Raw genomic sequence first — 13,883 nt, forward strand, 5'->3', positions numbered from 1 at the left:
CAGACTTTAGCGGAGCGAAAACGGCAATGAAAGGGCGCGCAGAGGCGCCAGCGCCCTTTCGGCCCTTATTGCACAGTCCATTGGTCGATATCATCGCGTTCGCCGATCAGCGCCAGACCGTGGGCGATCGACAGCAATTCGCCGCCGGTCTCGATCTTGCCCCTGTCGAAGCGCTCGGTGAAGATGCGCCGCACGGCCGGCACGAAGGACGTGCCGCCGGTCAGGAACACCTTGTCGATGCCGGATGCATCCGTATTGGTCTTTTCCAGCACCTCGTCGAGGGCGCCTTCGATGCGGGCGAGGTCGTCGACGATCCAGCTTTCGAAATCGCTGCGTTTGATCGTGCGGTGGCCGCCGCGCCCGAGCGGGGCGAAATCGAAGGGCGCTTCTTCTGCCGAAGAGAGCGCCATCTTCGTTGCCGACACCGCCTGATAAAGCGGGTAGCCCTCGTCATGGTCGATGAGATCGACGAAGATTTCCAGCTTCTCCGGCTCGAGCGCCGTGCGTACCAGCTTCTTCAGATCCTCGAATTCCCTCGATGTCTTGAAAATAGACAGCTGGTTCCAGCGGCTGAAGCTCCCATAATAATTCGAGGGAACCTCAAGGATCTTGTCGAAGCTCTTGAAATGACTCCCTTTGCCGATCTGCGGCGCGACGATGTTGTCGATCATGCGCGCGTCGAAATGGTCGCCGGCGACACCGACACCCGAATGGCCGATTGGCGTTGCCGTCAGCTTGCCGGCTTTGGTCTCGAAGCGGATCAGCGAATAGTCGGTCGTCCCGCCGCCGAAGTCGGCGACGAGCACGGTCGCATCGGCCTTCAGGTTCTGCGCGAAGTAGAAGGCGGCGGCAACCGGCTCATAGACATAGTGAATTTCCGGAAAGCCGAAGCGCGCCAGCGCTTCGTTGTAGCGCTGCACGGCCAGCACCGGGTCCGGATTGGCGCCGGCAAAATGCACCGGGCGGCCGGCAATGATGCGGGTGATATCCGCGGGCCAGTTCCCGCCCGCATAGTGGCGCAGGCGCCGGATGAAGATTTCCATCAGATCTTCGAAGCTCTGCCGCTTGCCGAAGATGATCGTGCCCTGGAAGACCGCGCTTGCCGCAAAGGTCTTGATCGACTGCAGGAAGCGGCAATCGCCGGGATTGTCGATGAACTGCCGGATCGCCGCGTGTCCCGCCTCCACCTTCAGCGCCGAAGCGCCGAGCTGCGCGTCCTTCATGAAGGAGAGCGCGGTGCGCATGCTGTCGGCCGTGCCGGCGCTGCTGGTCAGCGATATGGAATGAGTATCGGCGCCGCCATCTGCCAGCGCCAGAACAGTATTGGTCGTGCCGAAGTCAAGCCCGAGCGCCCGTGCCATGGCCGTGCTCCCTGTCAAATATGTCGAAAATCTCTGAGCCGGGGCGGATGCCCCGAAATGCGAAAGGGCGCCTTGGTGTGCGCCCCTGATATCGTGTGAGAGGCGGGTGATCGCATAGGAGCAGGCGGAAAGCAACCCATGCCAGTCAGTTTCCGAGTTGCACGCGCGTCTCTTCGGCCATCCTGCCGATCCACCTGCGGAACATCTCCATGGCAGGTGTAACCGAGCGGGATTTGAGGCGTGTGAGCCAGTAGCTGCCCTTGGAAATCCAGATCGGGAAAGGCTGTTCCAGTTCACCCGCCGCAAGCTGGCGAGAAAACATCAGGGGCGGCGCCAGCGCCACGCCGGCCCCCTGCAGCGCTGCCTCGATCATCAGCACCGAGGAATCGAACACTATTCCGCGGATCGGCGGCGAAGTGACGCCGGCCTTTTCGAACCAGCCGGGCCATTCGTCGGCGCGATAGGAGCGAAGCAGCGTCTGATGGGCGACATCCTCTGGAGAGGAGAGCTGACGGGCGATTGCGGGGACAGCAAGCACCGAAAGCGGCGCTTCGAACAGGGCCTCGGCCTCGATGTCGTGCCAGGCGCCATTGCCGAATTTGATCGTATAGTCGAGCCCTTCGGCGGCGATATCGACGCGGTTGTTATTGGTCGAAAGCCTGAGATCGATGAAGGGATGCTGCTCGCGAAAATCGGCAAGCCGCGGCAGGAGCCAGCCGACGGCAAGCGTGCCGACGGCGCCGAGTTTCAGCACTTCGCGCACATGGCCGCCTTCGAAGCGCTCCAGCATGTTAGCCATGCGGTCGAAGGAATCCTGCAGCGCCGGCAAGAGCGCCAGCCCTTCCTCCGTAATCATCAGCCCGCGCGGCAGGCGGCGGAACAGGCTGACCCCAAGCCGCTGCTCCAGGAGCTTGACCTGATGGCTGACGGCAGCCTGCGTCACGCAAAGCTCGATCGCCGCCCTCGTGAAGGAAAGATGGCGCGCCGCGGCTTCAAAAGCGCGCAGCGAATTCAGCGGCAAATATGGTCGAACCATGCAATGGCCTGATCTGATCTATGGCTTATCCCGTTCGCGCAGGTGCATACCATTAATGGTGCTGGCGGGCAGCTTGTAACTGAAGGCGAAAAGCCGTTTTTGGTCCAGGTAAGGCTACCTTACACGTCGCAAAGCACGTCGATGTAAGCTCATCAAGGCGCAAAATGTGAACAGGAAGAGAGAGCCAAAGACCGTAGCAAGTCCCGTGTAGCTGTCGAGACTCCACCACACGAACGAATTAGAAACGGGCAGCCGGACAAGGACTGAGAACGCAGCGAAGCAGGCTAGCGTAGCGCAGGCGAGACTAAGCACCGTTGCGCAAAACACGCCGATCATTCTCTCCACCCGCGACATTCTCCTGTCTTTTCACTCTGCGGCGATCGCCTGCGGTTCCTCTGCCACGTGTGCTTCCGTCTTCTTGCGGCTGAGCACTCGGTGGAGGAAATTCCCGAAGCGGTCCATCTCGACGAAGATGACGGGCGTGATGAACAGCGTCAGAAGCTGCGACACGATGAGGCCGCCGACGACGGCGATGCCGAGCGGCTGGCGCAGTTCGGAGCTGGCACCCGTGCCGAGTGCGATCGGCAGCGCGCCGAGCAGGGCGCAGAAGGTCGTCATCATGATCGGGCGGAAGCGCCTCACACAGGCTTCGTGGATCGCCGCCGGCGCCTTTTCGCCGGTCGTGCGCATGGTTTCGACAGCCACGTCGATCATCATGATCGCGTTCTTCTTGACGATGCCGATCAGCATCAAGAGGCCGATGAGGGCGATGATCGAGAGATCGAAGCCCATAATCTTCAGCGCCACCAGCGCACCGAAGGCCGCAGCCGGCAGACCGGAGAGAATGGTCAGCGGGTGGATGAAGCTTTCGTAGAGCACGCCGAGCACGACATAGATGGTCAGCACCGCCGCCAGAATCAGATAAGGCGTGTTGCCCTGCGACTGCTGGAAGATCTGCGCCGTACCGCCATAGGAGGTGAAGACATCCGCCGGCATGCCGATATCCGTCTTGATCTGATCGATCCTGGCCGTCGCGTCGCTGAGCGACACGCCTTCCGGCAGGTTGAAGGAAACGGTGGTCGAGACGAGCTGGCCCGTCTGGTTGATGGTGACGGGGCCGACCGTGCGCTCGACATGTGCAAAGTTCGACAGCGGCACGAGGCTGCCGTTGGAGGAGGCGACGCGGATCTCCGACAGCTTCTGGTCGTCCCAGGGCTTGCTCGTGTCGTATTCGACGATGACGTCGTAGCTGTCGCCGGTCGACTGGATTTCAGCCGCCGTATAGCCGCTGAAGGATTCCTGCAGTGTCGTGCGCAGCGTGTCGTTGTTGATTCCGTAGGCGGCTGCCCGCTCGGTGTCGATGACGATATTGGCCTGTAGCGCATTGTTCTGCGCGTCCGAGGTCACGTCGGTAAACAGCCGGTCGGCACGCATCGCCTGCTGCATCTTGCCGGCCCACAGATTGGTCTGGTCGGCATTCAGCGCCTGTATGACCAGCTGATACTGGCTGGCGGTCTGGCGGCCCCCGAAGCGCAGGCTCTGGTTCGGCGTCACGAAGGCCTGCAGGCCGGGGATCTTGTTGATCGCCGCGCGCAGCTCGCGCAGCGTCTGGTCAAGCGGCGGACGCTGATCCTTGTCCTTCAGCTCGACGAACATCGAGCCGTTGTTCTGCGGCTTGTTGGGGTTGCCGCCGATCGTCGACATGACGTGGTTGACGGCCGGATTCGCCTTAACGACGGCTGCTGCCTGCTGCTGCAAGGCCTCCATCGCCGCATAGGAAATATCCTGCCGCGCCTGCGTGCTGATCGTCAGGCGGCCGATATCTTCTTGCGGGAAAAAGCTCGTCGGCAGCGTCATGAAGAAATAGACGGTCAGCGCGACGGAAGCGAGGAAGACCCCCAGGATTGTTGGGCGATGGCGAAGGCACCAGCCGACCGCGTTGTCATAGCCGCGCAGCGTCCGCTCGAAGCCCGCATCGAACATACGGATGAGAAGTGGCGGACGGCTGTGGTTGTTGGAAAGGCGCGAGCCCAGCATCGGCGTCACCGTCAGCGAGACGACCGCCGAAGAGATGATCGCGATCGCCACCACCATGCCGAATTCGTTGAACACGCGGCCTACGACGCCGCCCATCAAAAGGATCGGGATGAAGACCGCAATCAGCGACACCGACATGGAGATGATGGTGTAGCTGACTTCGCCGGCACCCTTGATCGCTGCTTCCCGCACCGGCATGCCTTCCTCGACATGGCGCAGGATATTTTCCAGCATGACGATCGCGTCGTCCACCACAAGGCCGACCGCGAGCGTCAGGCCCAGCAGCGAGATGTTGTCGATACTGTAGCCCAGCACATACATCATGCCGAAGGTCGAAATCAGCGACAGCGGCACGGCAAGACCGGGAATAATTGTCGCCGTGGCGTGGCCGGTGAAGAGATAGATGACGAGAACGACGAGGCCGATCGTCAGGAACAGCGTGAATTTCACGTCGGCGATGGCGTCGCGGATCGGCTTTGCAGCATCGTTCATGACCACCGTGTTGACCGAGGGCGGTATTTCGGCGTGAAGCTGCGGCAGCTTGGCGTTGATTGCGTCGACGACGTCGACCGTATTGGCATTCGGCTGGCGCTGGATGGCAAGGATGATGCCACGCTGACCGTCATACCAGCTGCCCGTATACTGGTTCTGGACGCTGTCCTGCACATCGGCAATGTCGCCGAGATGGATCGGCGCACCATTGGGGTTGGCGATGACGAGCGACCGGAACTGCTCGGCGTTGGTGCGCTGCGTGTTCGCGGTAATGGTCATGGCCTGCGAATTGTTCTGCAGCGTACCGACCGGCTGCTGGCTGTTGGCAGCCGCCAGCGCCTTGTTGACGGTATCGATGCCGATGCCGCGGGTCAAAAGCTTGTTGGGATCGACCTCGACGCGCACCGCATAAGTCTGCGCGCCGAAGACGCTGACCTGTGCGACTCCCGGAAGCGTCGACAGCGACGGCGAGATGATGTCTTCGGCGATCTCGTCGAGCTTGCTGCGCGGCATGGTGTTGCTTTGCACCGAAAGCAGCATGACCGGCGCATCGGCCGGGTTCGTCTTGCGGTAGCTCGGCGGCGTCGTCATGTTGTCGGGCAGCTGGCGCGTCGCATGCGAAATGGCCGCCTGTACGTCTGCGGCGGCCGCATCGATATCGCGGTTCAGGTCGAACTGCAGCACGATGCTGGTGCTTCCGAGCGAACTCGACGCGCTGATCTCGCTGATGCCGGGGATCGTCTCGAATTGCTTGATCAGCGGGGTGGCGACCGAGGTTGCCATCGTCTGCGGCGAAGCGCCGCTCAACTGCGCCGAAACGTTGATGGTCGGGAAGTCGACCTGCGGAAGGGCCGCGACCGGCACCAGCCTGTAGCCTGCAAGGCCGGCCAGGATCACGCCGATCGCAAGCAGCGTCGTTGCCACCGGGCGCTGAATGCAGAAATTCGCGATCATTGCTTGGCCCCCACAGCGATGGTTTCGGCCTGCTGCTGTTGGTGTGGCGTATCGGCGGAGGCGACATTCAGCGCCGTCTCATCGAACTGCTCGCTGATAGCCTGCTGGTCGCTGAGCTGGCCCTGGCCTTCGACGACCACATGATCGCCTTCCGAAAGGCCTGATGCGATGGCCGTGAAGCCGCCATTGGCGCGGGCGACGGTAACCGGCGTCAGATGCGATTTGCCATCCTTGGCAACGAAGGTGAAGAAGCCGTCGGGGCCGGGGCTGACGGCAACCGTCGGCACGACCACCTGCTGCTCGTCGTTGTCGAAATGCACGACGATATTGATCGACTGGCCTGGCCACAGCGCACCCGAGGCGTTTTCGAATTTCGCCTTGGCAAGGATCGTCCCCGACGCCGTGTCCACCGTGTTGTCGTAGAAGCTGACCTCGCCTTTGCGCACCCTTCCCTTGGTGGAATTGGGCGCCGTGCTGACTTCGACCGGACCGACAGCCAGCGCTTTTTTCAGGTCACGCAGGTAACGTTCCTGCAGGTGGAACTTTACATAGATCGGATCGTATTTGGCGATGGTGACGATGGCCGTACCCGCATTGACGAAGGCACCCTTGCTAAGGGCGATATCGCCGAGCCTGCCGTCGAAAGGCGCACGAATATCGGTATGTTCGAGGATAACCTGATCCGAAGCGAGCATGGCCTTGTCGGCTTCGACGGTTGCGGCGGCGGTATCGCGGGCGGCTCGCGCCTGATCGAGGCTCTGTTGCGTGCCTGCCTTCTGATTGAAGAGATCCTGCGCCCTTGTCAGCGCCGTCTCGGATTCCGCGAGCGTTGCCGCGTCACGCACGATCATCGCATTGTCCTTGTCGACGGCAGCCTTGGCCGTCCGGTCATCTAGTTTGGCGATCAGGTCGCCCTCCTTGACCGTGGCACCATCTTTGGCCTCGATGCTGACGATAAGGCCCTGTTCCTGGGCGGCAATCGTCGTATTGTCGTCGGCATCTGCCCAGCCGGTGGCCGTCACATCCATCGGCAGCGTCGCTTTTACGGCGGCCACGGTCTTGACCATTGTGGGACCGTTTGCGCCGCGCCGGCGTCCGCCGCCCTGCTGCCCGCCACCTTGTTGCCCGCTGCCTTGAGCTTGATCGCCCTGCGCCTGTTGATGACCGCCGCTGCGGGCGGTGTCTGGCTTCTTGATGAACTGCGACAGGTAAGGGATATCGGAGGCATAGGGAACCTTGTCCCCGAACTGCCAGAAGCCGACGGCGGCGACGGCCACAATGCTGACGGTGATCCAAAATTTCTTCATGGGCGAGCCGGTCTTGTCTTGAGCAGATTGCGTGATTTCAATGGTGATTGAGCCGCCTATTTTGCGGCGCAAAAAAGACATAGTCACCCCATGGTACGATCACTAAGCAGTTATAGCGGCTTAAATTTTCGTAATGAACAATCTGTAATATTCAAACGGCCCCAATATATAGCTGGGTGGGCGGAGTCATCCACTTTGGAGACCTGCCAGCGCAGGCTGTATTGGCGAAACAGTATTTGGTCCGCGTTGCAGGTCTTGCGCAGGGTAGTACCCGGAAAACGCAGAGGCAGGCAGTCATGACCGAGTTGAACGCCAGCGAATTTCGCTCTCTCATCACAAACACTTTTCCCGAACTGACGGCCTCCGTCTTCAAGCTCGCAACGAAGGGCTGGGATTCGCTGGCTGTCGATGTCGACGACCGGCTGATCTTCAAGTTTCCCCGCACCCCCGGAGCCGAAAGGGCGCTGGTGAGGGAGGCGGCGCTCCTCGGCCTCATCAGGCCCTCCGTGTCGATGGCGGTTCCCGACATGCGCATCCACGACGGCCCGCCGATGTTTTCAAGCCACGCCAAGCTGCAGGGGGAGCATCTCTTGACGGAAGATTATGAGACGCTGCCGGAAGATGCCCGTCAGCGCCTCGGCGATGATCTCGCCCGCTTCTATGCCGAACTGCATGATCTCGACGACGACCGTATGCGCGCGCTTGGCGCCGGGCCGATCTTGCCCTGGCAGTCGCCCGATACCGTCAGGGATAAGGCCTTGCCGCTGCTGCCGTCCGAGCTGGCAAGCTATGCCGAAACCGTCATCCGGGACTACCAGGCCCTGCCACCCGATCCCTACGGCATTACCTTCGGATTTTTCGACGGCCACGGCTGGAACATGGCTTTCGACCAAGCCGCGGGCAAGTTGAACGGCCTCTATGACTTCGCCGATTCAGGCTTCGGGCCGCTGCATCAGGAGTTCATCTATTCGAACTTCATCTCGCCAGACCTGACCGCGCGTATCGTCTCGGCCTATGAAACGCTGACCGGCCGTAAGCTCGACCGCAGGCGCATTACTATCCTTACGGGCTTTCACCGCCTGTCCGAACTCGCCGAACTTGCCGGTGATCCCGCCTTTATCGGCGCAAAGATCGACAGTTTCGGGGCATGGGCCGTTGCTACCGCCTATGCTGGATGATGGCGGTCAGACGGAGCGTGCCGCGCCTCCGTCGCAGCGGATCAACGAGCCGGTGATATAGCTTGCCGGCTGGCTGCAGAGGAAGGCTGCCGTTGCGGCGAATTCCTCGACCCTGCCGTAGCGGCCGACCGGAATGCGCCCCTGTTTCTCGGACCTTATATCATCGAGACTTTTGCCCGCCCGCTTGGCGGCCGCACCGTCGAGATCGTCGAGACGTGCCGTCAGAATGCTTCCGGGCAGCAGCAGGTTGGTGGTCACACCATGGCCGGCCACTTCCGATGCCAGCGTCTTGCTCCAGCCGGCAAGCGCAGGGCGCAGTGTGTTCGACAGAGCCAGATTGGCGATCGGCTCGATCACGCCCGATGAGGCGACCGTCAGGATGCGCCCCCAGCCCTGTGCCTTCATGCCGGGCAGAAGCGCGTTGGTGAGCGTGATGACCCGCGCCACCATCGAGAGGAAATAGGTTTCGAGCTTTTCCGGCGTCATGTCCTCGGTCGTGCCCGGCGTCGGGCCGCCGGTATTGTTGACGAGAATATCGAGCCCGCCGAACTTCTCCTGAACGGCAGCCGTGACGGTCTGGACGAAATTATCATCGGAAAGATCGGCCCAGATCCAGTCGGCCTTGCCTTTTCCTTCGGCGTTGATCGCCTTGCAATTGGCTTCCAGCTGCTCGCCGCTGCGTCCGCAGAGAAGAACATTCGCGCCTTCCTGTGCCAGGGCCTTGGCAATGCCGAGCCCGAGGCCGCGCGAGGACGCCAGCACGAGTGCGCGTTTTCCCTTGATGCCGAGATCCATGATTTCCTCCATTTTCTGTTGCCCTTTCTATAGGGCGCAAGCCATGCGGAAGAAAAGGATGAAGGTGAACCTGCTTGGCTTCAATAATTGACGTTAACGTAAGCGTTATATAATCTTTTGTGTAGAGACCTGTCATTGCGCGAATTGGAGGATCGCCTGTCGCTTCCCGGCTCGACAATGTTTTCCGGTTTTGACAAGAGAGTTAGCCTGATTGGGGATGAACGGCCCTCAAACGGCCGAGCGGAGACGAATGGATGACCGAAATGACTGAGCTGCCGGAACGCGAGAGCATGGAATTCGACGTGGTGATCGTCGGCGCCGGTCCTGCCGGCCTCTCGGCCGCCATTCGCCTGAAACAGATCAATCCGGAACTTTCGGTTGTCGTCCTGGAGAAGGGGGCCGAAGTCGGCGCCCATATCCTCTCCGGCGCCGTCGTCGATCCCATCGGCATCGACCGCCTGCTGCCGGGTTGGCGCGAAGAGGAGGGCCATCCCTTCAAGACCGAAGTGACGGACGATCACTTCCTGCTGCTCGGCCCCGCCGGCTCCATTCGCCTGCCGAACATCATGATGCCGCCGCTGATGAACAATCACGGCAATTACATCGTCTCGCTCGGAAACGTCTGTCGCTGGCTGGCGACGAAGGCGGAAGAACTCGGCGTCGAGATCTATCCAGGCTTTGCCGCAACGGAAGTCCTCTACAATGACGAGGGCGCCGTCATCGGTGTTGGGACCGGCGATATGGGCATCGAGAAGAACGGCGAGCCCGGCCCGAACTATGCGCGCGGCATGGCTCTCATGGGCAAATATGTGCTTGTTGGAGAGGGCGTGCGCGGTTCGCTCGCCAAGCAGCTGATCGCCAAGTTCGACCTGCAAAAGGATCGCGAGCCGCAGAAGTTCGGCATCGGCATCAAGGAACTCTGGGAGGTGAAGCCGGAGAACCACAAGCGGGGGCTGGTGCAGCATTCCTTCGGCTGGCCGCTTGGCCTATCGACCGGTGGCGGCTCCTTCCTCTATCACCTGGAAGACAATCTCGTCGCCGTCGGCTTCGTCGTCCATCTCAACTATAAGAATCCCTATCTCTATCCTTTCGAGGAATTCCAGCGCTTCAAAACCCACCCGGCAATCCGTGGCACTTTCGAGGGTGGCAAGCGCCTTTCCTATGGCGCCCGCGCCATCACTGAAGGTGGATACCAGTCGGTACCGAAGCTTTCCTTCCCTGGCGGCGCCCTGATCGGCTGTTCCGCGGGCTTCGTCAACGTGCCGCGCATCAAGGGCAGCCACAATGCCGTGCTCTCGGGCATGATGGCCGCCGACCGTATCGCCCAGGCGATCGCATCGGGCCGCGCCAATGACGAGGTGGTCGAGATCGAAAACGACTGGCGCAAGAGCGATATCGGCAAGGACCTGAAGCGGGTGCGCAACGTCAAGCCGCTCTGGTCGAAATTCGGCACGGCCCTCGGCGTCGCACTCGGTGGTCTCGACATGTGGACCAACCAGCTCTTCGGCTTCTCTTTTTTCGGCACGCTTGGCCACGGCAAGACCGACGCCGCCTCGCTAGAGCCGGCGTCACAGCACAAGAAGATCGACTATCCGAAGCCGGACGGCGTGCTGACCTTCGACCGCCTGTCCTCCGTCTTCCTGTCCAACACCAACCACGAGGAAGATCAGCCGGTCCATCTGCAGGTCAAAGACATGGCGCTGCAGAAATCCTCCGAACTCGGCATTTATGCCGGTCCCTCGACGCGCTACTGTCCGGCAGGGGTCTATGAATGGGTGGAGAAAGACGGCGAACAGACCTTCGTCATCAACGCTCAGAACTGCGTCCACTGCAAGACCTGCGACATCAAGGACCCCAACCAGAACATCAACTGGGTGCCGCCGCAGGGTGGCGAGGGGCCGGTCTATCCGAACATGTGACCTGAGATGGTCCCTCACCATCGCAAATTGGACAGGGTTCGGACAGGAGAGTTAGGGCTGCTGAAGCTCGGTTTGACCATGCGTGAAGTCTCGGAATTGTTAGGCCCGCTCGAATGGCGGATGGACGGGGGAAGCGTGGCACCTGTACCTCTGCTTTGGGCTACCGGCCTTTTCTCGGAGGATAAGAGATGAGACTTTTCTTGCTCGTGCCGGTGATTGCGATTGCCTGTTCGGCATGTTCGACACAATCTCCCCCAGCATCCCAATCGGTGCCGGCTCAAACCCGTCCGGAAGCGCATCGGCCGAAGGCGGAGAGCTGCAAGTCCAAGCCGAATTTCGAAGGGATGTTGCGCACGCTGTGCTATTAGATCGCGGCGAGACGGCCTTTGACTGGAGCACTACTTTCGGAACGTCAGCTTTGAGCGCTTGGCAAGACGCCCTGTGCGGCGCGCTTCAAAATTTCGTTGTGCAGGATGATGACCTTTTGCGAGCGGTTTGACGGGAAGATCGCCTCTGTGACGGCGGTAGTCTGCTACAAGCCATTGATACTATAGGATTTTTCAGCTAGATTCATTGCGGCCTGCTGATGTATCAAAGAAGGCATCAAATGATTGGCTTCTCAATGCGGCAGCCAATAAAGCCTTGGCACCTTTAATGCCGCGTTATCGTGTTTAGCGTTTCATTAACCATAATCTCCTTAGCTTGCGACATCTTCTTGACGCACTAAGGACACGTTCATGACGATCTCGCGCCGGGGCTTCCTGATCGCTCTGCCCCTTTTCGTTGCCGGTTGCTCGTCGACCACTCTGAACAGCCAGACGAATTACGCCGCACTTCCGGATGAGAAATTTCCGCTGAGGCAGGTGCCGATCGATCAGATCAAGCCGGAGCTTCGCCGCACCGAAGTCGCCTACGAGGGCGGCCATGCGCCGGGAACGATCATTATCGATACGCCGGCGCGGCGCGCTTACTACGTCCTCGATGAGGGCAGGGCGATGCGTTACGGCGTTGGCGTCGGCCGCGAAGGCCTCGCCTTTGCCGGCAACGCCTATATCGGCCGCAAGGCGGAATGGCCGAGCTGGACGCCGACGGAAAACATGCAGCGCCGCGAGGAGCGTTATCGCAAGCTCGCCGCCGGCTTGCCGGGCGGCCCGAACAATCCGCTCGGTGCGCGCGCCATGTATCTCTATCGCGGCGGCAACGACACGCATTTCCGCATCCACGGCACCAACCAGCCACAATCGATCGGTCTCGCCATGTCGAGCGGCTGCATCCGCATGATGAACCACGACGTGATCGACCTCTATAATCGTGTCGAGGTCGGCGCTAAGGTCGTGGTCATCCAGGCGACAGCTTGAACCCTCGTCCCAGACTCGATCCAGCCACCTGGGGCTTCACCTTATCCGGACCGCCTCTATCCTCAGTGTTGTGTGCTTTTGTTGCTGCGTAGCAAAGCAACGAGATGCCGTGACGAAACAAGAAAAATGTCGCCGACAGAAGTGAATTGACGGGTGGCGCAAGTGCGCTCAGTCTGTTGCGGTCTATTCATGTAGGGAGGACCGCTATGCGTAGTATAAGCTTGATAACGTCTGTCGTGGTAGTATCTATGCTCGCCGGTGCTCTACCTGCACTGGCGGCTATCAAGACCGTTACACAAAGGCCCACGCTTCAGTCACTGCCGGCGGGGCAGGCGGTGCTGTTTAATGACGGTCACTGTCCTGGAGGGCAGATTGCCAAATTCGCGCATAAACAGAAGTCGAACGAACTCAAAAAATCCTGCGTTCATTTGGACTGAACAAAACGGAGATGCACTGGTCTCGCGAAAGCCGCCGCAGCTGATGTCTGTCGGCGGCTTCCGTTAGTCGAAACGATTAGCGGCGCTTGGCGGCAATGCCGGTCGAGAGCGCTACGCCGATGCCGGTGATCATGGCGGCGCTGATTTCGGCAAGACCCGTCGGCTCGCCGAGCAGGAGGCCGCCGCCGAGGGTGGCGAGAACCGGCGTCAGGGCTGTGAAGGCCGCAGCCTGCGTTCCGCCGAGGGTGCGGACAGCCGTACCATAGGCGACCATGGCGACGAGGCCGGAAAGAATGCCCTGGCTCAGCACCTGCAGGCCAACTTCCGGAAGCGGGGCTTGCGGCAGTGAGATGCCAAAGACCAGCGCCAGTACTGCCATGATCAGGAAGGACCAGACGGCAATCAGCGCGCTCGCCTGAATGGCCGTCAGGCCCGAGCGGCGGAAGGCGTGGGTATAGCTCGCCCAGAGCATGGCACCGGCCGGCAGCATCACGAAGCTCGTCCAGGGCAGGGAAGCATCGGCAAGGCTGCGCACCAGCAGGATCACTACACCGGCGACGATCGCCATCAGCCCGGCGATCCGCGTGGCATCCGGCCGTTCGCCGAAGAGCAAAACGCCGATCAGGGCGGTGGCGAGCGGCATCGAGCCGCCGAGCAGTATGCCTGATGAGGCGGCCGGTGTGGAATGAATGGCAAGCGTCGTCACCAGGAAGAAGATCGCACCGCAGCCGGCGACCATGATCGCCAGCAGATGCAGCGGCAGCCCCTTCGGCACCAGCCCGGTGCGCAGCCAGATAGGTGAGAGAACGAGGGCCGGGATGCCGAAGCGGATAAGACCGATATCGATCGGGCCGAGGGGCGTTGCCGCACTGTGGCGCGTCGCCAGAAACCATGTCGACCAGATCAGCACCGTCACGGTGCCGGCGGCATAACCCAATCCCTGCGAAGGCGACTTCTCATTGGAAAATGCGATCGTGCTCATCGTTCTGTCCTTTCCTCTGTTCCGGAT

10 protein-coding genes are annotated in these 13,883 nt (G+C 60.9%); 4 read left to right on the plus strand and 6 right to left on the minus strand.

Annotated features, from left to right (window positions below):
- Positions 1-65 precede the first annotated feature (65 nt).
- The 4 genes from FHX15_RS12285 to FHX15_RS12300 form a co-directional block, all read right to left on the minus strand.
- Positions 66-1,361, minus strand: a complete 1,296-nt coding sequence (locus tag FHX15_RS12285; RefSeq protein WP_184397376.1) for an Hsp70 family protein — start codon at positions 1,359-1,361, stop codon at positions 66-68.
- Positions 1,362-1,506: 145 nt separating this feature from the next.
- Positions 1,507-2,397 (minus strand): LysR family transcriptional regulator, encoded by an 891-nt coding sequence (locus FHX15_RS12290; protein WP_184397378.1) that lies wholly within the window; start codon positions 2,395-2,397, stop codon positions 1,507-1,509.
- Between the two features lie 366 nt (positions 2,398-2,763).
- A complete protein-coding gene (locus FHX15_RS12295; protein WP_184397380.1) occupies positions 2,764-5,880 on the minus strand; it encodes an efflux RND transporter permease subunit in 3,117 nt (1,038 codons plus the stop codon).
- Positions 5,877-7,187: an efflux RND transporter periplasmic adaptor subunit gene (locus tag FHX15_RS12300; protein WP_184397382.1), complete on the minus strand. Its 1,311-nt coding sequence runs from the start codon at positions 7,185-7,187 to the stop codon at positions 5,877-5,879. Before FHX15_RS12300 ends, FHX15_RS12295 begins: the two co-directional genes overlap by 4 nt.
- A gap of 296 nt (positions 7,188-7,483) precedes the next feature.
- Between FHX15_RS12300 and FHX15_RS12305 the strand changes: the two genes are divergently transcribed.
- Positions 7,484-8,365 carry a phosphotransferase family protein gene (locus FHX15_RS12305; protein WP_184397384.1) on the plus strand — a complete coding sequence of 294 codons (882 nt, stop codon included), beginning with the start codon at positions 7,484-7,486 and terminating at the stop codon, positions 8,363-8,365.
- Between the two features lie 6 nt (positions 8,366-8,371).
- Here the strand turns inward: FHX15_RS12305 and FHX15_RS12310 are convergent, their stop codons facing one another.
- Positions 8,372-9,160: an SDR family oxidoreductase gene (locus FHX15_RS12310; protein ID WP_184397386.1), complete on the minus strand. Its 789-nt coding sequence runs from the start codon at positions 9,158-9,160 to the stop codon at positions 8,372-8,374.
- A 254-nt stretch (positions 9,161-9,414) separates the two neighbouring features.
- Here FHX15_RS12310 and FHX15_RS12315 point away from each other — a divergent pair, with 254 nt between their 5' ends.
- The 3 genes from FHX15_RS12315 (at position 9,415) to FHX15_RS31550 (ending at position 12,874) form a co-directional block, all read left to right on the plus strand.
- On the plus strand, positions 9,415-11,079 hold the full coding sequence (locus FHX15_RS12315) for an electron transfer flavoprotein-ubiquinone oxidoreductase (protein WP_184397388.1): 1,665 nt from the start codon (positions 9,415-9,417) through the stop codon (positions 11,077-11,079).
- Positions 11,080-11,816: 737 nt separating this feature from the next.
- Complete coding sequence (locus tag FHX15_RS12320; RefSeq protein ID WP_184397391.1) at positions 11,817-12,437, plus strand: L,D-transpeptidase; 621 nt, start codon at positions 11,817-11,819, stop codon at positions 12,435-12,437.
- Positions 12,438-12,643: 206 nt separating this feature from the next.
- Entirely contained in the window at positions 12,644-12,874 is a 231-nt protein-coding gene (locus tag FHX15_RS31550; protein WP_312861819.1) for a DUF6719 family protein, read from the plus strand.
- A gap of 76 nt (positions 12,875-12,950) precedes the next feature.
- On the opposite strand, the gene FHX15_RS12325 is transcribed toward FHX15_RS31550, so the two are convergent.
- Positions 12,951-13,856 carry a DMT family transporter gene (locus tag FHX15_RS12325; protein ID WP_184397393.1) on the minus strand — a complete coding sequence of 302 codons (906 nt, stop codon included), beginning with the start codon at positions 13,854-13,856 and terminating at the stop codon, positions 12,951-12,953.
- Positions 13,857-13,883: the final 27 nt, after the last annotated feature.

The sequence above is a fragment of the Rhizobium sp. BK650 genome, from assembly GCF_014195325.1.
Classification (GTDB): Bacteria; Pseudomonadota; Alphaproteobacteria; order Rhizobiales; family Rhizobiaceae; genus Rhizobium.